Below are 18,421 nucleotides of genomic sequence, written 5' to 3' on the forward strand. Positions count from 1 at the left end.
TTCAACTTAGAGAATTATGCTGAAAGCATATCTTGGTTTTTTTGCAAGAGTTCTGCAATTCGTTTTTTGAGGTCTTCTGGTTCCATAATTTTGGCGTAATCCCCGAACATGAGGTACCAACGGGCAAAACCATTTGCCAAATCTGTGGTCATAAACGTCATTTCCACTTCTCCATCTTTTGGTTTTTCAGATACAAAGCCATAATGTTTTTTGCTTCCCTGAATATATTTGGCCACCGTTTTGTTTACCAAAATGATGACCTTTGTTTTTTGGATTTCGTCGTTCTTGCTCCGATGCTCATCAATGGTGCCGTGTTCCAGGGCAAAACTATGCGGGGTGCGTTTTATTTGCAGTATTCTATCCGTCCGGAAGTGTCTGTAGTCTTTTCTGAGGTGGCAATAGCCAAGGATGTACCAAAAATTGTTCTCGTGGAAGACCCCAACGGGTTCAATGTTTCTTTCTGAAGGGGCATCCTCCCGAAGTGATTCATATTTTAAAAAGACCTGTGTTTTTTCGGCAATACTTTCAAAAAGAATTTCAAGGGCATTGGGAATAGATGCATTGAACAACTCTTGACCAGGAAAAATGGATACTTGCGATTCCAAAGCTTCTACCCAAGCTTTTTCTTTACCGCGCAGCACCGATTTCAGTTTAAACATGGCAGATTCATAATACGTTCCCAGCGATTTATCGGTGAATTTTTGCATCAGCTTTTCGGCAGCCACAAAGCTCCCAGCCTCTTCCCTGGTGAACATAACCGGAGGTAAGCGATACCCCTCCATTATGGAATAGCCCACCCCGGCTTCACTAACAATGGGAACCCCTGATGCTTCCAAGGTTCGTATGTCGCGATAGATGGTTCTTAAGCTCACATCAAAGCGGTCGGCCAGTTCTTGGGCCTTAACAATGCGTTTGGATTGCAGCTGGATTAAGATGGCCACAATCCTATCAAAACGTTTAGCGGTATCCATTCCCATAATTGAGCGACCTATTTCCCAAAGATAGGATTTCAATCCAAGGTAGATAGGCCATTTTTGGTTCATTCTTTCAGTTGTTAAACTTCAAAATTATGATGGGTCACTGACAACGTATTGTCAACAAAGAAAATTTATCTGCCATTTTTTACTACTGACACGCCGTTGTCACACCCCCCATTTACCTTTGGTTTCAGAAACAAAATCCAAAAACAATGTATCATGAAAAACACAGTGGAACAACAAAAAGAATCAGCACAAGTCATTACACCTTCCCAACTTTTGGAGCACTGGCAAGGACACCGAAGAGTGACCCGAAGGGCAATCGAAGCCTTTCCAGAAAAGGAATTCTTTACCCACTCCATTGGCGGAATGCGTCCATTTTCAGCAATGGTTTGCGAACTGCTAGCCATAGCTGTTCCAGGGCTTCAGGAAATAGTGTCGGGAGAACCCGCAACATTTAATGAGGACCTCGATCATGGCAATAGTAAGGCCAAAATCTTGGAATGGTGGGATGAGGCCACAGAGCAAATCAATGCATTATGGGCCAAGATTCCAGCGGATCAGTTTCAGAAGCATGTAAAATTGTTTGGACAGTATGAAGGTCCTGTTCAATCCCAGATTTTCTATTTCATGGATAATGAAATCCATCACCGGGGCCAAGGTTATGTGTATTTGCGTTCATTGGGTGTAGAGCCTCCACTTTTTTATGACCGAAGCTAAATTAATTTTAGAAATGAAAAACGTATTGGTATTTAAAACATCAGTTACCGGTAAAAGCGAAGTGAAAAAACTAAAACCTTTGCTGAACCGATTGGTCAACCAACACGGCTATTGGAATTTCGACCTGGAGGATTGTGATAATATCCTCCGGGTCGAGACCCAAAGTCTGAGTGCACCTTCCATATCATCCCTTTTGCAAAAAAGTGGTTTTAGTTGTGAGGAATTGCATTGATTGAATAACTTTTTTTGACCTTTTGTTGGGATTTTCCGTACTTCACAAAAACAAATACAATGACCATTTTTGTGGATATGGATGAGGTGATGGCCGATGCTTACGGTGCCCACCTTGAGCTATATAATGCCGAGTTCAATGCAAACTTGACTTTGGAGGATTGTTATGGTAAAGAAGCATGGCAATGTGTTCCGGAAGAGCACCAAGATACCGTTAGAGGGCATAATTGGCGAATAGGATATTTTAGAAATCTAAAGGTAATTCCAGATAGTCAAGAAGTACTTCGTGAGTTAAGTAAAAAGCATGATGTCTATATAGCTTCTGCGGCCATGGAATTTCCCAATTCGCTCAAGGAAAAGTCAGACTGGTTGGATGAATTCTTTCCCTTCATCACTTGGAAAAAGCGAATCCTGTGTGGCGATAAAAACATCTTAAAAGGGGATGTACTTATTGATGACCGCAGCAAAAACCTTACCTATTTTGACGGAAGAAGCATCATGTTTACCTCACCCCACAATACCAACACCACAGATTTTGAACGTGCCAATAATTGGATGGAAATCGCGGACAAACTTTTGTAACTTACGGCATGTTAATTCGCCAACTGATTTCCCATTTACTTCTACTGGGGACTGTTTTTTTATTTCAGGCATGCTCTGCACAATCCCATTTGGTGGAAGATGAGGCCCGGACGGTTACTAAAGAAAACCTTCGGTATTATTTATACTATCCAGAGAATTATTTTGATGAACCAAATAAAGACTTCGGTTTATTACTTTTTTTGCATGGAGGAGGAGAATCGGGCCAAGAGCTTCTGCATGTCAAGAAAAATGGGCCACCCAAACTGCTGATTGAAGGGAAGCAATTTCCGTTTTTGATTTTGGCGCCGCAGAATCCTCATGAAAAAATGTGGTGGAACACACAGGCGGTTAACCAATTATTGGATTCCGTTATTGATGCAAATCGGGTGGACAAGAAGAGAATCTATTTAACGGGCCTTAGTCGGGGAGGTAGTGCGGCTTGGGAAATGGCCACACAGTATCCAGATAAATTTGCCGCTATGGCCGTAGTCTGTGGGATGGCGCCGGTGCCTTATGCGCATTGGATTGACAGGAACATGCCCATTTGGGTCTTTCATGGGGATAAAGACGAAATCATTGATGTGGAAGAATCGGATAAAATGGTGAGTAAGCTCAAAGAAATGAATTATGATGTAAGATACACCAGATACCAAGATGTTGGTCATAATGCTTGGGACAGGGCATACACTACCGATTCATTGTACACATGGATGGCCAAGCAGAAACGCATAAATTGATTCAAATGAGATATTTGTTGCTTAGTTTGATTGCACTTACCTTTTTCAATTGTCAGGAAAAACCAAAGGAAGAGAAGGTAGTGGAACAAAAACGCATTGTTGTTAAGGAAGTTGATACTGTGGTTGAGCCTGTTAAAAAGCTAAAATCTTTTGAAGGTCTCGCCGATACCACTTTTGTACGTTTGGCGGATTTTAGTGATGATTTTGCGTATGATATGCGGTACGCCACTGAAAACAATTTTTTAAAGGCAAAGGTGTATGATTGTGCCGAATGCTATACCCGGGTAAAAACTGCAAGAGCACTGATAGAGGCTAATAAAGACTTTTTGGAAAAGGGTGTCAAAATTAAATTTTTCGACTGTTATCGACCTAATTCAGTGCAATACAAGATGTGGGAAATAGTTCCCAATCCCCAATATGTGGCTAATCCTGTAAAGGGATCAATTCATAACAAGGGTGGGGCCGTGGACATCACTTTGGTTGATTTAGAGGGCAACGAACTGAACATGGGTACCGATTTTGATTTCTTCGGAAAAAGGGCATACCACGATAATTTGGACCTTCCCCAGGAAATTTTGGACAACCGTAAATTGTTGAAGGAAACCATGGAGAAGCATGGGTTCTGGTCCATCCGAACAGAATGGTGGCATTATAATCTATCAGCTGCTTCCAATGATAAGGTGGCTAATTTTAAATGGGACTGTAAAGAATAACTAAAAACAAACAGAGTGAAATATTCAAAACACACATCAATTTTCGTGACGCTCATTGGCCTATTCACCATGAGTCTCTCGGCACAAGACACCATTATGCCCTTGTGGTCCAAGAAAATTCCAAATCAGAAACCATCAAATGAAAAGGAAAAAATAGAGACTGAACGATTCAAATGGATAAGCAATGTTCAAGAACCCACCATTGAAGTGTATTTGCCCACAAAGAGCAATGCCAATGGACAGGCGATGGTCATTTTTCCGGGCGGTGGTTATTATGGACTGGCGTACGATTGGGAGGGAATTGACATGGCCAAGGCATTAAACTCTAGGGGAGTCGCTGGGATTGTTGTGAAATATCGTCTGCCATTGTCCAAATCCATTGTAAAGGAGAAAGAAGTGGTTCCCTTGCAAGATGCCCAAAGAGCCATTCGTTTGGTGAGAAGCAAAGCCGCTGAGTGGAATATTTCGGAAGAAAAGATTGGAATCATGGGCTTTTCTGCAGGTGGACACCTAGCCTCCACACTTGGTACCCATTACGAGGACGAGGTTTATGAAAAACAGGATGAAGCTGATGATGTAAGTGCACGACCCAATTTTATGGCCTTAATCTACCCCGTGATTTCCATGGAGAAATCCACGACCCATACAGGATCAAGAGGAGCATTGTTGGGAGATAACCCTTCAGATGAGATGTCTGACCGATTTTCAGCAAACAAAAATGTCACCAAGGATACTCCACCCACTTTTTTGTTGCATGCTCAGGATGATGAAGGTGTCCCGGTTGAAAACAGTATTTTGATGTTCAGTGCGCTTAAAAAGGAAAATGTTCCGGTGACTATGCATATTTATCCGAAGGGTGGGCATGGATTTTCGTTGGCTCTGCAGGATAAACGCCTGAACAATTGGATGACTCTATTATATGAATGGTTGGATAATCTGGAATAGGTCATTCCCATTTTTTGCATTCCAGTACCATTAGATCATCAGGGAAAGTTTTCGTGAAGAATAGATAGGTTTCGCCTCCCTCCTTGATTTTATGTTTTTTTCGAATTTCAGCTACGGACATGGGGAAATTCCGCGTTGTGATGTTTGCTTTTTGCTGTGAAAATTCCTTTACGGTGCTTTTGGAATAGGGTAGTGCCCTTATTATGGAAAACCGTCTTCCAGGAAAGTTTATTGGGCCATTTGACGTATATAGATGTGAATGTTGGTGTAATTTTTTTAGGCCGTAGGCATTCGCCACCGATTTAAATCCTCCTGATTTTAAAATAGCAGAATTGGGTTCATAGAGATAGTTTTCAGGTGAGCCGAAATCCACTTTAATATGCGGTTCATCCTCATGTTTGAAATTGAAAGTCACTTCTTCTTCATGAACCAGATTGATGGTTTTGATTCTTACTGAGCCGTCATAATCTTGCTCCAAGAGAAAGAGCAGTTCCTTCACCTCATTTTGAATGGCAACGACATGAACCTCCTTTACGAAATCGAGTTCTTCGATACCTTGTTTGATGTCCAAAAGAGGAGAGGCTTTTGCCAAAACATTTTTGGATTTTTTGAAAAGGAGAGGAAGGTGTTTTGGAAGATTGGGGAGACAGTCTTTGAACAAAAACACTTTTCCAATTTCGTCGTGTCGTCGTGAAGGGTCCACAAATATCCAATCAAATTTTTTGCCGGTTTCGTTCAAAAAATCAATACCATTTTGTGAAAGACAAACGATGTTTTTTTGACCCAAAACTTCGAAATTGTGCTGGGCAATTTCACTCAGATTTGTATTGATTTCACAATGAAAAACCGTGTCAATTTTTTTAGAAAAATAATAGGTGTCAACGCCCAATCCTCCGGTTAGATCCAACAGTGTTTTTCCATCCACTAAACCTGATTTGTAACGTGCGGTTTCCTCCGAACTGGTTTGCTCAATATTGAGTTTGTTGGGATAATAAATGTTTGGGGTATTGAACCAAGAAGGTAACTTATCCTTGCACTTTTTCTTGGCTTCCAACTGTTCTGCAAGCTCTTTCTGGGAAATGCCCTCAAATACCGGCTTTTTGAGTAAGACTGACACGATGTCAGCACTCCAATTATTTTTTATAAATTCCTGTATACCAGTATTTAATATGAATTTATTCAAACGTATACTATAAGTTTTTCGTAAACTTTTTCACAAAGGAATTTTCGTCCATAAATTCCTTTAAAATTACTTTTATTGCAGTATATCCAGGTACGGCGACCACCATACCTACCACTCCAAAAAGTAAGCCTGCAATGATAATGACCAAGAAGATTTCCAGTGGGTGGGATTTAACACTGGTGGAAAAAATAAAGGGCTGTGAAAAGAAATTATCGATAAGCTGGCCAATCACCAAACCGATTAAAACATAGAAGGCTTTTGGTAAAATTACCGTACTGAAATCAGCTCCCAAATAGCTGGTCATGGTGAGGGTAATCATAATGGCTCCCCCGATGATTGGACCCACGTAAGGAATGATATTGAAAAGGGCACAAAGGAATGCAATTACGATGGCATTTTCTACACCAACAATCAACAGTGAAATGGTGTAAATAACAAATAGAATGAAAAGCTGCAACAGAATTCCGGCAAAGTATCTTGAGAGCAATCCGTTGATCTTGTCAATGGATTTCACCAGATTACTTTCCTTGTTGTCCGGCACAAAAGTGAGTAAACCGTTTTGGAAAAGTTTGCTGTCTTTAAGAAAGAAAAATGAGATAAATAGTACTGAGAAAAGACCAATGCTAAAATTGCTCAATGTGTTCACAAATGAGTTGAGGAAATTTGGGATAAAACCAAAGTTCAGGTCTTTGAGCATACTTTCCTCAAGTTGGGATTCCTCAATCAAATCTTCCACATTTCCCGAGGTAGCCCCAAAATATTCCAAAATTTGAACGTACAGGGTATTGATATCGGCCTTTAAAGCCTCAATGTCCAAAAGGGAAAGATTTTTACTTTGTTCCGTAATCAATGGAATGAAAAGTGCCAATATTCCAAGAAAAATACCGAGCATAAATACCATAGTGGCCACTACGGCCAAAGTATTGGGAAATTTTAGTTTTCTTCGCAGGAACAAAACAATTGGCCTGCCCAACAAGGCAATGACCACAGCTATAGCCAAATAGGCTATAACAGATTGAATTTTGTACAGGAAATAGCACAGAAGTACCACCGCTGCGATAATGGCTACGGCCCTTAAAATTCCGTTTGCTATGGTCTTTGATGTCATGGATTAACTTTTAAAGGCATATTCCAAGATATTTGCTCCCATTTGGAGAGCTTTTAACCGAACATCCTCGGGGTCGTTGTGCACGGAAGGGTCTTCCCAGCCATCTCCTAAATCGGATTCAAAAGTAAATAGGAGTATAAGTCTTCCGTTTTCAAAAATGCCAAGGGCCTGCGGCCTCTTACCATCATGTTCGTGTATTTTGGGAAGTCCATCTGGGAATTGATATTTTTGATTGAATACAGGATGGTCCGCTCCTAGTTCCTCCAACTGCTTTTCGGGAAATACTTTTTTCAGTTCCCGTTCTAAATATGGGGCCATGCCATAGTTGTCATCAATATGCAAAAATCCTCCGGAAAGAAGATAAGTTCTTAGATTCTCTGCTTCTTCATCGGTAAAAAAGACATTTCCGTGACCGGTCATGTGGAGAAATGGATATTTGAAAATGGTAACGCTGCCCGTTTCCACAGTTTCGGGTTCTGGAGCGATTCGTGTACCAATGTTGGCATTACAAAATTGAATGAGGTTGGGCAAAGCTGTTGGATTGGAATACCAATCACCACCACCGCCATATTTAAGGATGGCAATTTCCTGTGCGTGGACCATGGCCATCATAAAAAACGTTAAAATACAGCTGTACAGGGTAAGTTGCCTCATGTAAATCCGATTAACCAACTAGTCAAAAGTACAGTATTCATGATTAAAAAAATCATATTTCTCTCATTTGCCTTTTTTGGGATGTCGCTAATGGCCTTGTATACCGCCAATGTTGGTAAAAATCAAAAGCCAAAAATCAATTTAAAGCATGGGGATTCCTTTGTTGTGTTGGAACTTTTTACCTCACAGGGTTGTTCCAGTTGCCCACCTGCAGATGCACTATTGGAAAGGGTTCAGAAAGAATTTCCCAAATCGGTTTTTGCCTTGTCATACCATGTGGATTATTGGGATTATATTGGTTGGAAGGACCCTTTTGCCAAATCGGCCTATACCAAAAAGCAAAGTGCTTATAATAGAAAATTTCGTTCTCCAAACAATTATACACCGCAAATAGTGGTCAATGGAAAGGAACATTTTGTAGGGTCCAATTCAACTACGGCACATACCAAAATCAAATTCTATTCCTCGAGGAATACGGGGTATGGGATAAAGCTAGAGTCTGTAAAAACTACCGATGACCAAGTTAATTTTGAATATTCCACTATTGGGGATATAAACCATAAATTATTGAGAGCTGTTTTGGTGATTGACGAGCGGACAACTCTGGTGAAAAGAGGTGAAAATAGAAATAGGACGCTTCGCAATACAAATATTGTGGTTGCAGAACAATATATCGATTTGGAGCGTCAATCTGGAACAGCTTCAATCAATATTCCAGATTTGGTATCCCCAACGGATGACCTGACTCTTGTATTAGTGATGGAGTCTGAAAATCTGGATATTATCGCTGCTGCCAAAACTGCGATAAACAACTAACCATTGATTATGGCTACGGTAGTACAGGCTACTACAGCAGCGGTTTCGGTACGCAAACGCGTGTTGCCCAACGATATGGGGACAAAGCCTTTTTCCCGGGCTAAATCTATTTCCTCCTTAGAGAAATCTCCCTCAGGTCCAATGAGAATGGTGATATCCATATCAGCGATTACCCGTCGTTTCAATTCCATTTTATCCCCATTATCACAATGACCTATAAATTTGAGTCCGGTATGCGGCTCTTCCACAAAAGTTTTAAGCGGTGTAACCGGATTGAGTTTTGGAAGAATGGTTTGTAAGGATTGTTTCATGGCCGATTGGAGCATGCGTTCCATCCGTTCCAGTTTTAGGGTCTTTCGTTCGGAGTTGTCACAAATGATAGGAGTGATTTCATCAACCCCAATTTCCGTAGCTTTTTCAAGGAACCACTCATAACGATCGTTCATTTTGGTTGGTGCCACGGCTAGGTGTACATGGTACCGCTTAGGAATCGACTTTTTGGTTGAAATGATTCGGGCTTTGCATTTCTTCTGGTCGGCCTTCAATATTTCTGCCTCAAACAAATACCCCTTTCCATTGGTGATGAGCAAAACATCACCTTCCTTTTTACGTAACACCCGTACAATATGTTTGCTTTCCTCTGCTGAAAAGACAAACTGTGTGGCACTATGATCCAGGCTGGGGTCGTAAAAGAGCTGCATTGATTTAGTTTCGTTGTTTTGGCCTAATTATTTGCTTCCAATGGCATAGCGCGCCTTAGCAGCTACACTCTGGTCCGTAAAATCACCTTCCATAAATTTAAGATACCCAACAATACCGATCATAGCGGCATTATCGGTGCAATATTCAAATTTAGGGATATAGGTTGTCCAGCCAAGGGATTTCTCGGCTTCTTTTAAACGAGTTCGTATGCCAGAATTGGCCGCAACCCCACCGCCTATGGCAATTTGTTTGATTCCGGTCTGTTCAACGGCAAGTTGTAGCTTTTCCATTAAGATTTCTAGAATGGTATACTGCACCGAGGCACAAATATCATCGATATTTTCTGAAACAAAATCGGGATTCTTTTGGGTCTCCCTTTGCAGAAAATAAAGGATGCTGGTCTTTAATCCACTAAAACTGAAGTTGAGTCCATCTACCTTCGGCTTTGGAAAATCATAGGCCAACGAGTTGCCCTGCCGTGCATGCTTATCAACCAATGGTCCACCGGGATAGGGCAGTCCCATGAGTTTGGCACTTTTATCAAAAGCTTCGCCAACGGCATCGTCCAAGGTTTCACCTAACACTTCCATGGTAAAATAATCGGTAACCTTCACAATTTGGGTATGTCCACCGCTTATGGTCATGGCCAAAAATGGAAATGTAGGAGGTGTCCGGGTTTCATCCTCAATAAAATGGGCCAAAATATGGGCCTCCATATGGTTTACCTCTATTAAGGGAATGTTTAGGCCGAGCGCCAACGATTTGGCAAATGAGGTACCCACCAGCAGTGAACCCATGAGTCCGGGGCCGCGCGTAAAGGCTATGGCAGATAGTTGTTTTTTGTCGATATTTGCCTTGGCCAAGGCTTGGTGTACCACAGGGACAATGTTTTGTTGATGGGCCCGCGATGCCAACTCTGGGACAACACCTCCATATTGCTTGTGGATTTCTTGTGTGGCCACCACATTGCTCAGTACTTTTGTATTGCAGAGAATGGCGGCAGAAGTATCATCACAGGATGATTCAATTGCAAGAATATAATTTTTTGAATTTACCACAGGCTTTGGAACAAAAATTGGACATCAAAGGTAAAACATAAAGCCCTATCAAAAAACTTCGGAAAATACTACTTCGTTTCCTGTTGGCAATTTTGCTGATTATGGTACTGGGCTCGTTGATTTTATCCATGCCGGCCGTGCAGACCAAAATGGCAAAATATGCCATGGAATCCATTAACAGTGAATTTGGCACAAATATCCAGATAGATCAAGTAAGCTTATCGCTTTTTAATTTAAATGCCGGCATAAAGGGTATTTATGTGGAAGATTATAAAAAGGATACGCTGGCGTATATTAATAAGTTGACCACTTCTGTCTTGAACATACGAAATATGGTCAACGGGAAAATGGAATTTGGGGACATTGAGGTTGATGGCCTCTTTTTCAACCTAAAAACCTACAAAGGAGAATCCGATACCAATTTGGACGTGTTTGTGGCCAAACTTGATGATGGTAAACCAAGACCTCCCGGAACCCCTCCTTTTTTTATGTCTTCTGATCAGATTGAAATCAATGAAGGCCGATTTATACTCAGTGATGAAAATTTGGAATCTCCAGGAATACTAAATTTTACCGAACTGAAGATTCTGGCCAACGACTTTCAAATTTTAGGGCCGCAGGTTACCTTGAACATTGAAGATCTTTCCTTAGACGCAAAACGGGGGCTTCGACTTAAAAAATTGGCCACAAACTTCAAGTATACCAAAGAACAAATGCGGTTTGATGAACTTCTCATTGATACTGAACAATCTGAACTTAAAGGTAATTTGGTGTTCAATTACAATCGCGAGGATTTTGCGCAATTTGTGGACCGTGTTCAGGTTGATGCCACTTTTACGGAATCTACTGTAGCACTCAACGAAGTGAATGCCTTTTATGATGAATTTGGGCAAGATAGGATTGTTACGCTTTCGGGTGATTTTTCAGGTGTGCTCAATAAACTTATTGTAGATAATCTTTTCCTCTTCACAGACAACACAGGCGTTCGGGGGGACTTTGAGTTTGACAATATGTTCACGGACCAAGCACCGTTTGTCATTCGTGGCGATATAGACAACCTAACCTCCAGTTATTATCAATTAAGGGCATTATTGCCCAATATTTTAGGCAGGAACATACCAGAAACTGTGCAAAAGTTGGGGCAATTTACGGTTCGGGGTGATGTTGAGGTTACGGAGACCTCCCTCGACGTAAAAATAAACCTCAATACAGCGGTGGGTAGCAGCTATATGGATGTACAAATGACAAATCTCCAAGCAAAAAATGACGCTTCCTACATTGGTTTTATATCCCTTATTGATTTTGACTTGGGAGAATTCACCAATGACGATGAATTGGGCCTCACTTCTTTGGACGTTAATGTGGAAGGAAAAGGCTTTGCTGCAGAGAATTTGAATACCGAGGTCATTGGTGATGTATACAAGCTGCAGTTCAACAAATACGAATACAACAATATTAAGGTTTCAGGTATCTTAAAAGATCAGCTTTTTGATGGTTCCCTGTTGTGCAATGACGAAAATTTCCGGTTCGATTTTAAAGGATTGGCCGATTTTGGTGGAAGGGAGAACAAGTTCAATTTTATTGCCGCAGTGGATTATGCCGATTTAAAGCAGCTCAACTTTATTGATGATAGCATCTCCATTTTCAAAGGTCATGTAAATATGGATATTGAAGGTAGAACTCTTGATGATATGGCAGGTCAGATGCGATTCTCGAACACCACCTATCAAAATCAGAACTCCACGTACTATTTTGAGGATTTTTCGGTGTACTCCTCGTTTAACCAAGATACAGTGCGGACGGTTGAGATCAATTCACCCGACATCATTACAGGATATGTGAGAGGAAAGTTCAGGGTCAATGAAATTGGAAAATTGGTACAGAACTCCATCGGTAGCATTTACACCAATTATAAACCCCACGAAATTTCAGAAGGGCAACATTTGGACTTCAATTTTAAAATTTACAACAAGATTGTAGATGTTTTCTTTCCAGAAGTGGCCTTTGATCCCAATACGTTTATAAGAGGAAATATTGTATCTGATGAAGGTGATTTTAAACTCACTTTTAAATCGCCCAGTATTGAAGCTTTCGGTAATAAGTTTGATAATATTGAACTTAAAATAGACAATAAGAATCCGCTCTTCAACACCTTCGTATCCGTAGAGGACATGTCTACAAATTATTATGACATAAAGGATTTTAGTTTGATCAATACCACCTTAAAGGATACACTGTTCTTTAGAACAGAATTTAAGGGAGGTAGCGAGTACAATGACAGTTACAACCTCAATTTCTATCACACCTTCAATGAGAACAATAGATCTGTTATAGGATTAAAGAAATCTGATGTTAGTTTTAAAGGCAACACTTGGGTGCTTAACAAGGACGGGAACAGTCAGAACAAGGTCATCATTAACAGAACTCTGGACAGTATCCGAATTGAGGATGTGGTGATGGACAACAAAAATAGAGAGCAAATTCGCTTGAGAGGTGAGATTGCTGATTCAACCTATAAGGATTTGGACCTTCAATTTAAAATTGTTTCCCTCAATAAGATTACTCCGGCTATAGACAGTCTTAAATTGAATGGCTCAGTAGATGGCTTTCTGAACATCCTCCAAAAAGATGGCAAGTATTTGCCCACCTCAAGTTTGAATATCAGCAACTTTAGTGTCAATGATATTCGGTTAGGAGATTTGGAGCTGGGCATATTCGGAAACAATGATTTAACCGAATTTGGAGTGAGCACTTGGCTCAATGACAATGGAAAGGAGAAAATGAGTATAAATGGTAAGGTTACCAATTATAATAATAAACAGGAATTGGATCTCTCCGCAAATTTCACCGATTTTAGTTTGGAACCGTTTGCTCCTTTGGGAGAAGACGTCATATCCAATATCAGGGGGAGTATCATAGGGAGTGCAAAAGTTACTGGAAGTGTCAGTAACCCTTCCATTAATGGGTCACTGAGCCTTGTTAATGCCGGTATTGGGATTCCCTACCTTAATGTGGACTATAATTTTGCCCAGTATTCCCGTGTTCGCTTATTTGATCAGAGTTTCTATTTTGAAAATATAGGCCTCTCAGATGTTGCTGAAGGCACAACGGCTACACTAGATGGTACCATCAGTCATACCGGGTTTGAAGATTGGTATCTGGGATTGGATGTGGATACCAAAAACAATCGGTTTATGATTCTCAACACCGAGTTTGATGAAGAGTCCCTATACTATGGACAAGGATTTATCAATGGTACTGGAAGCATTTACGGTCCCACCGATGCACTTACCATTAAAGTGGACGCCACCACGGCTAGGGGAACTTCGCTAAAGATTCCATTAAGTGACGTGACGAGTGTTGGGGATTATTCGTTTATCAATTTTATTGAAAAAGGAGGGTCGGAATCGTTTACCGAAGAACGAGTACTGCAAGATTACCAAGGACTGGAAATGGAATTTGACCTTGCTGTTACCCCGGAGGCCGAAGTGGAAATTGTGGTGGATCAAAGCTCCGGGAGTTCACTGAAAGGTACAGGGGAAGGAATCTTGTTGATAGAGATCAATACCAACGGCAAGTTCAATATGTATGGTGAATTTGTTGCGGTTACCGGAGAATACAACTTTAAGTATGGGGGGGTGATTGACAAAAAGTTCAAAGTTCGCCCCGGAGGTACCATTCTATGGGAACGAGATCCCTTGGCAGCACAGTTGAACTTGGAAGCGGTATATTCACTCAATGCCAACCCAGCCCCACTTTTGGATAATCCAGGATACACCGGAAGGATTCCAACTGAGGTGGTTGTACGTTTGGATGGCGAATTGGAAAGCCCAAACATTAATTTTGATATTGATTTTCCGGGTACAAACTCTGTGGTGCAGTCCGAATTGGAGTATAGGTTGCAAGACCCAACCGTAAAAGAACGGAATGCCTTTTTCCTTCTGGCACAAGGGACCTTTGTAAATGCCCAGACCGGAATCAATCAACAAGCGGTTACTGGAAATCTTATACAAACGGCTTCGGGCTTACTCAATCAAATCTTGGCAGGCAACAATGACAAATTAAATCTGGGACTTTCCTATGAGCAAGGGCTCTTAGATCCCAATGCAGACATAAGAACTGAAGATAGGATTGGTGTTACCTTATCCACCCAAATCTCAGACCGAATCCTTATAAATGGTAGGGTAGGTGTTCCGGTAGGAGGCGTTTCAGAAACTGTGGTAGCAGGTGATGTTGAGGTTCAGGTATTGTTGAATGAACAAGGAACCCTGAGTGCTAAAATATTCAACAGGGAAAATCAGATACAACAATTTTTGATAGAGCGTCAAGGCTACACCCAAGGTGTGGGTCTTTCCTATCAGGTAGACTTCAACAGCTTCAAGGAGTTGATGCAAAGAGTATTCAATAAAAAGCAGGAGAGTGAAGAGGCTCCAGAACAAGAAGATTTAGAGGAACAGGCAGTGCCTTTGGAAACTATGGGCAAGGATAGTTTGATTCGATTTAGGCCGAAAAAGGAGTCACCCCTAAAACAACCGTAACAAGGTTATATTTTTTCACTGTTTTTGATGAATTTCTTACGAAAACGTTTGAGGATTTCCCAGAAAACAAATAAATTATTAAGGCATTCATATTTTGAATAAAGTTTCCTAGTTTTGACCCTTTAAAATTTTGAATGGCCTCAGAAATAAAGAAAATAGGAGTTTTTACCTCCGGTGGAGACTCTCCGGGGATGAATGCGGCAATTCGCTCTGTGGTGCGTACTTGCGCGTACATGAAAATTGAGTGTGTGGGTATTTACCGAGGGTACCAAGGAATGATTGAAGGTGATTTCAAGACATTGGATGCCCGTAGCGTAAACAATATTATCAATAAAGGAGGGACAATCCTTAAATCTGCTCGCTGCCAGGAATTTAGAACAAAGGAAGGAAGGAAGAAAGCTTACGACCAATTGGTTAAGGAAGGTATTGATGCCTTTGTGGTGATTGGAGGTAATGGAAGCTTTGCCGGTGCCATGCTTTTTAATCAAGAGTTCAACTTTCCCATCATGGGAATTCCAGGCACTATAGACAATGATATTCTAGGTTCTTCCTATACCATTGGATTTGATACCGCCATTAATACGGTTGTGGATGCCATCGATAAAATTAGGGATACCGCAAGTTCGCATAACCGACTCTTCTTCGTGGAAGTAATGGGTCGAGATGTGGGCCATATTGCATTGAACGCAGGGGTAGGGGCTGGTGCCGAAGAAATATTGATACCTGAACAGAACTTAGGTTTGGAGCGTTTGTTGGATTCCCTAAAACGTAGTAAAAAATCTGGTAAATCATCCAGTATTGTTATTGTGGCCGAAGGGGATAAAACCGGTAAGAATGTTTTTGAGCTTAAAGAATATGTAGAGGAACACCTTCCTATCTATGATGTAAGAGTGTCTGTTTTGGGACACATGCAACGTGGAGGGAATCCGAGTTGTTTTGACCGGGTTTTGGCCAGTAGAATGGGAGTAAAGGCCGTTGAAAGCTTATTGGAGGGCAAATCCAATTATATGGTAGGGATACGAGATACCAAATTGGTGTTGACACCTATCGATGAAGCCATCAAGGCCCACACAGAGATAGATAAAGAACTCATACGAGTTTCTGATATAATGACAACTTAATGTAAAAACTAAAAAAGAGAACATGTCAAATTTAAAAATAGGAATCAACGGATTCGGTAGGATTGGAAGGTTGGTATTTCGCGCAACCGTAAAGAGAGACAATGTGGATGTTGTTGCCATCAATGATTTGTTGGATGTTGAACATCTTGCTTATTTGTTGGAGTACGACTCTGTACATGGAAAGTTCGATGGTACCATTGAAGTAAAGGACGGTAACTTGGTCGTAAATGGAAAAACCATCAGAATTACAGCCGAACGTGATCCTAAAAATCTAAAATGGGATGCAGTTGGCGCTGATATCGTTGCGGAATGCACCGGTATTTTCACCACCTTGGAAACTGCCCAGTACCACATTGATGGGGGTGCTAAAAAAGTGGTTATCTCTGCTCCATCCAAAGATGCTCCCATGTTCGTTATGGGTGTAAACCATAAAGATGTAAAAGCATCGGACAACATTATTTCCAATGCTTCTTGTACCACAAACTGTCTTGCGCCTTTGGCCAAGGTGTTGAACGATGAGTTCGGTATTGAAGAAGGATTGATGACCACAGTCCACGCTACCACAGCCACTCAACTAACAGTGGATGGTCCTTCTAGAAAAGATTACAGAGGAGGTAGAAGTGCACTTTTGAACATTATTCCAGCTGCCACTGGTGCGGCTAAGGCGGTTACCAAAGTTATCCCTTCCTTGGAAGGAAAATTGACAGGAATGGCCTTTAGGGTGCCCACTGCTGATGTTTCTGTAGTGGATTTGACCGTAAAACTTCAAAAAGAAACGTCTTACGAAGGCATTAAGGCTGCGATGAAAAAAGCTTCTGAAGGTGAATTGGCAGGTATTTTGGGTTACACTGAGGAATTAGTGGTTTCACAAGATTTTGTTGGAGACGTAAGAACCTCCATCTTTGATGCTGATGCTGGAATTGAGTTAAATTCCAAGTTTTTCAAAGTGGTTTCATGGTACGACAATGAGACCGGATATTCCAACAAATTGGTCGACTTGGCAGAGCACGCCGCCAGTCTTTAATTTTTATTTTACCATACTATATATTTCCTGAAAGGGGTTTTGGCCCCTTTCAGGATTCACTCACTAAACTCAGACGTATGATATTAATTGTGGATAGTGGCGCCACCAAATCCGATTGGATTGCGCTGGACGATAAAGGGGAACAATTGTTCCTTACCCAAACTTTGGGACTTAGTCCAGAGGTTCTTACCCGTGAGGTAATCGAAGATCGTTTGGCGAATAATTTTGAGCTTTCCAAAAACAAAGAAGAAGTACGTCAGTTATATTTTTACGGCGCCGGTTGCGGTACCGATAGAATGAAGAAATTCTTGAAAGAAATCTTCAAGGATTTTTTTCCTAATGCCAAGACCGAGGTCCGCGAAGATACTTATGCGGCAATTTACTCCACAACCAAGATTGGTAGACAGGGTATTGTCTGCATTTTGGGAACAGGATCTAACTGCAGTTATTATGACGGTCACCAATTGTTCCAAAAAGTAACGTCTTTGGGATATATATTAATGGATGATGGTAGTGGTAATTTCTTCGGAAGAAAATTGTTGCGGGATTATTATTTCCACAAAATGCCTCAAGATTTGGGGATAAAGTTTGCCAAGGAATACAATCTGGATGCGGATGTTATCAAAGAAAACCTTTACAAACAACCCAACCCCAATACCTATTTGGCCACATTTGCCCGATTTATCATTGAAAACAAAGAGCATCCCTACTGCAAGGGAGTCATTGAAAAAGGGTTCCAGCAGTTTGTGAACAACTACATCATGCAATTTGAGCTGGCCACCAAGGTACCCATTAGTTTTGTGGGCAGTATTGCACACTTCCTTCAGGATGAGCTTACCGCTTGTTTGGAACGAAATGATCTGATTTTAGGTGTAATCCGCAGAAGACCCATTGAAGGGTTGGTTGAGTTTCACAAAGAAACTATTTAACCGCAATCATTGAAATTTCAACATTTACAAACTTTGGAAGGTTGGCAACCTCTACAGTTTCCCTAGCCGGAGCGGTTTCAGGGTTAAAGTAAGTACCGTATACCTCATTGATTTGGGAAAATTGGTTCATGTCCTTGATGAAAATCGAAGTTTTCACCACGTTTTCAAAAGTCATGTCAGCAGCTTCAAGAATGGCTTTTAGGTTTTCCAAAGACTGTTTGGTCTCTGCTTTAACATCCCCTTTCAACAATTCACCCGTTGCAGGGTCTAACGCAATTTGTCCTGAAATGTAGAGCGTATCCTTTACCAACACTGCTTGGTTATAAGGACCTATGGGGGCTGGAGCATTAGAGGTATTAACTATTTTTTTCATTGATGATAGT

Annotated in this window: 18 protein-coding genes; 11 read left to right on the top strand and 7 right to left on the bottom strand. The window is 41.1% G+C overall.

Going from position 1 to position 18,421, the window contains the following annotated elements:
* Positions 1-14: 14 nt before the first annotated feature.
* Entirely contained in the window at positions 15-977 is a 963-nt protein-coding gene (locus tag AB1A65_RS09975) for a YafY family protein (protein ID WP_366590189.1), read from the bottom strand.
* A gap of 219 nt (positions 978-1,196) precedes the next feature.
* Here AB1A65_RS09975 and AB1A65_RS09980 point away from each other — a divergent pair, with 219 nt between their 5' ends.
* Genes AB1A65_RS09980 through AB1A65_RS10005 form a run of 6 tightly spaced genes read left to right on the top strand, consistent with a single transcriptional unit; the run spans position 1,197 to position 4,905 of the window.
* On the top strand, positions 1,197-1,697 hold the full coding sequence (locus AB1A65_RS09980; protein WP_366588473.1) for a DinB family protein: 501 nt from the start codon (positions 1,197-1,199) through the stop codon (positions 1,695-1,697).
* 13 nt (positions 1,698-1,710) lie between these two features.
* Positions 1,711-1,929, top strand: a complete 219-nt coding sequence (locus AB1A65_RS09985) for a hypothetical protein (protein ID WP_366588475.1) — start codon at positions 1,711-1,713, stop codon at positions 1,927-1,929.
* 59 nt (positions 1,930-1,988) lie between these two features.
* On the top strand, positions 1,989-2,510 hold the full coding sequence (locus AB1A65_RS09990) for a 5'(3')-deoxyribonucleotidase (RefSeq protein WP_366588478.1): 522 nt from the start codon (positions 1,989-1,991) through the stop codon (positions 2,508-2,510).
* A gap of 8 nt (positions 2,511-2,518) precedes the next feature.
* Complete coding sequence (locus tag AB1A65_RS09995) at positions 2,519-3,247, top strand: PHB depolymerase family esterase (RefSeq protein ID WP_366588480.1); 729 nt, start codon at positions 2,519-2,521, stop codon at positions 3,245-3,247.
* Positions 3,248-3,252: 5 nt separating this feature from the next.
* On the top strand, positions 3,253-3,960 hold the full coding sequence (locus AB1A65_RS10000) for a M15 family metallopeptidase (RefSeq protein ID WP_366588482.1): 708 nt from the start codon (positions 3,253-3,255) through the stop codon (positions 3,958-3,960).
* A gap of 15 nt (positions 3,961-3,975) precedes the next feature.
* Positions 3,976-4,905, top strand: coding sequence for an alpha/beta hydrolase (locus AB1A65_RS10005; protein WP_366588484.1), 930 nt, complete (start codon positions 3,976-3,978; stop codon positions 4,903-4,905).
* Between the two features lies 1 nt (position 4,906).
* Here AB1A65_RS10005 and AB1A65_RS10010 read toward each other — a convergent pair whose 3' ends face one another.
* The 3 genes from AB1A65_RS10010 to AB1A65_RS10020 form a co-directional block, all read right to left on the bottom strand.
* Complete coding sequence (locus AB1A65_RS10010) at positions 4,907-6,022, bottom strand: class I SAM-dependent methyltransferase (RefSeq protein WP_366588487.1); 1,116 nt, start codon at positions 6,020-6,022, stop codon at positions 4,907-4,909.
* Between the two features lie 73 nt (positions 6,023-6,095).
* Positions 6,096-7,196, bottom strand: coding sequence for an AI-2E family transporter (locus AB1A65_RS10015; RefSeq protein ID WP_366588490.1), 1,101 nt, complete (start codon positions 7,194-7,196; stop codon positions 6,096-6,098).
* A gap of 3 nt (positions 7,197-7,199) precedes the next feature.
* Positions 7,200-7,850 carry a DUF4159 domain-containing protein gene (locus AB1A65_RS10020; RefSeq protein WP_366588493.1) on the bottom strand — a complete coding sequence of 217 codons (651 nt, stop codon included), beginning with the start codon at positions 7,848-7,850 and terminating at the stop codon, positions 7,200-7,202.
* Between the two features lie 39 nt (positions 7,851-7,889).
* Between AB1A65_RS10020 and AB1A65_RS10025 the strand changes: the two genes are divergently transcribed.
* The gene (locus AB1A65_RS10025; RefSeq protein ID WP_366588495.1) at positions 7,890-8,666 is read left to right on the top strand and encodes a DUF1223 domain-containing protein; all 777 of its coding nucleotides are present in this window, start codon (positions 7,890-7,892) and stop codon (positions 8,664-8,666) included.
* Here AB1A65_RS10025 and AB1A65_RS10030 read toward each other — a convergent pair.
* Entirely contained in the window at positions 8,663-9,367 is a 705-nt protein-coding gene (locus AB1A65_RS10030; RefSeq protein ID WP_366588497.1) for a 16S rRNA (uracil(1498)-N(3))-methyltransferase, read from the bottom strand. The genes AB1A65_RS10025 and AB1A65_RS10030 overlap by 4 nt on opposite strands.
* A 27-nt stretch (positions 9,368-9,394) precedes the next feature.
* Complete coding sequence (tsaD, locus tag AB1A65_RS10035) at positions 9,395-10,426, bottom strand: tRNA (adenosine(37)-N6)-threonylcarbamoyltransferase complex transferase subunit TsaD (protein ID WP_366588499.1); 1,032 nt, start codon at positions 10,424-10,426, stop codon at positions 9,395-9,397.
* 101 nt (positions 10,427-10,527) lie between these two features.
* Between tsaD and AB1A65_RS10040 the strand changes: the two genes are divergently transcribed.
* From AB1A65_RS10040 to AB1A65_RS10055, 4 genes are all read left to right on the top strand, one after another.
* Entirely contained in the window at positions 10,528-14,964 is a 4,437-nt protein-coding gene (locus AB1A65_RS10040; protein WP_366588502.1) for a translocation/assembly module TamB domain-containing protein, read from the top strand.
* Positions 14,965-15,098: 134 nt separating this feature from the next.
* The gene (gene pfkA / locus AB1A65_RS10045; RefSeq protein ID WP_366588504.1) at positions 15,099-16,085 is read left to right on the top strand and encodes a 6-phosphofructokinase; all 987 of its coding nucleotides are present in this window, start codon (positions 15,099-15,101) and stop codon (positions 16,083-16,085) included.
* 22 nt (positions 16,086-16,107) lie between these two features.
* Entirely contained in the window at positions 16,108-17,109 is a 1,002-nt protein-coding gene (gap, locus tag AB1A65_RS10050) for a type I glyceraldehyde-3-phosphate dehydrogenase (protein ID WP_366588505.1), read from the top strand.
* A 77-nt stretch (positions 17,110-17,186) separates the two neighbouring features.
* Positions 17,187-18,038: an N-acetylglucosamine kinase gene (locus AB1A65_RS10055; RefSeq protein WP_366588508.1), complete on the top strand. Its 852-nt coding sequence runs from the start codon at positions 17,187-17,189 to the stop codon at positions 18,036-18,038.
* On the opposite strand, the gene AB1A65_RS10060 is transcribed toward AB1A65_RS10055, so the two are convergent.
* Complete coding sequence (locus AB1A65_RS10060; RefSeq protein ID WP_366588511.1) at positions 18,031-18,411, bottom strand: RidA family protein; 381 nt, start codon at positions 18,409-18,411, stop codon at positions 18,031-18,033. The two genes, AB1A65_RS10055 and AB1A65_RS10060, sit on opposite strands and share 8 nt — an antisense overlap.
* Positions 18,412-18,421: the final 10 nt, after the last annotated feature.

The organism is Allomuricauda sp. ANG21, from assembly GCF_040705235.1.
Taxonomy (GTDB): domain Bacteria; phylum Bacteroidota; class Bacteroidia; order Flavobacteriales; family Flavobacteriaceae; genus Flagellimonas; species Flagellimonas marina.

What these genes read in the sequence shown, in the direction of transcription:
- AB1A65_RS09975 (WP_366590189.1), bottom strand. Translation starts at nt 977, where the DNA reads ATGGGAATGGATACCGCTAAACGTTTTGATAGGATTGTGGCCATCTTA.
- AB1A65_RS09980 (WP_366588473.1), top strand. Translation starts at nt 1,197, where the DNA reads ATGAAAAACACAGTGGAACAACAAAAAGAATCAGCACAAGTCATTACA.
- AB1A65_RS09985 (WP_366588475.1), top strand. Translation starts at nt 1,711, where the DNA reads ATGAAAAACGTATTGGTATTTAAAACATCAGTTACCGGTAAAAGCGAA.
- AB1A65_RS09990 (WP_366588478.1), top strand. Translation starts at nt 1,989, where the DNA reads ATGACCATTTTTGTGGATATGGATGAGGTGATGGCCGATGCTTACGGT.
- AB1A65_RS09995 (WP_366588480.1), top strand. Translation starts at nt 2,519, where the DNA reads ATGTTAATTCGCCAACTGATTTCCCATTTACTTCTACTGGGGACTGTT.
- AB1A65_RS10000 (WP_366588482.1), top strand. Translation starts at nt 3,253, where the DNA reads ATGAGATATTTGTTGCTTAGTTTGATTGCACTTACCTTTTTCAATTGT.
- AB1A65_RS10015 (WP_366588490.1), bottom strand. Translation starts at nt 7,196, where the DNA reads ATGACATCAAAGACCATAGCAAACGGAATTTTAAGGGCCGTAGCCATT.
- AB1A65_RS10020 (WP_366588493.1), bottom strand. Translation starts at nt 7,850, where the DNA reads ATGAGGCAACTTACCCTGTACAGCTGTATTTTAACGTTTTTTATGATG.
- AB1A65_RS10025 (WP_366588495.1), top strand. Translation starts at nt 7,890, where the DNA reads ATGATTAAAAAAATCATATTTCTCTCATTTGCCTTTTTTGGGATGTCG.
- AB1A65_RS10030 (WP_366588497.1), bottom strand. Translation starts at nt 9,367, where the DNA reads ATGCAGCTCTTTTACGACCCCAGCCTGGATCATAGTGCCACACAGTTT.
- AB1A65_RS10040 (WP_366588502.1), top strand. Translation starts at nt 10,528, where the DNA reads ATGGTACTGGGCTCGTTGATTTTATCCATGCCGGCCGTGCAGACCAAA.
- pfkA (WP_366588504.1), top strand. Translation starts at nt 15,099, where the DNA reads ATGGCCTCAGAAATAAAGAAAATAGGAGTTTTTACCTCCGGTGGAGAC.
- gap (WP_366588505.1), top strand. Translation starts at nt 16,108, where the DNA reads ATGTCAAATTTAAAAATAGGAATCAACGGATTCGGTAGGATTGGAAGG.
- AB1A65_RS10055 (WP_366588508.1), top strand. Translation starts at nt 17,187, where the DNA reads ATGATATTAATTGTGGATAGTGGCGCCACCAAATCCGATTGGATTGCG.
- AB1A65_RS10060 (WP_366588511.1), bottom strand. Translation starts at nt 18,411, where the DNA reads ATGAAAAAAATAGTTAATACCTCTAATGCTCCAGCCCCCATAGGTCCT.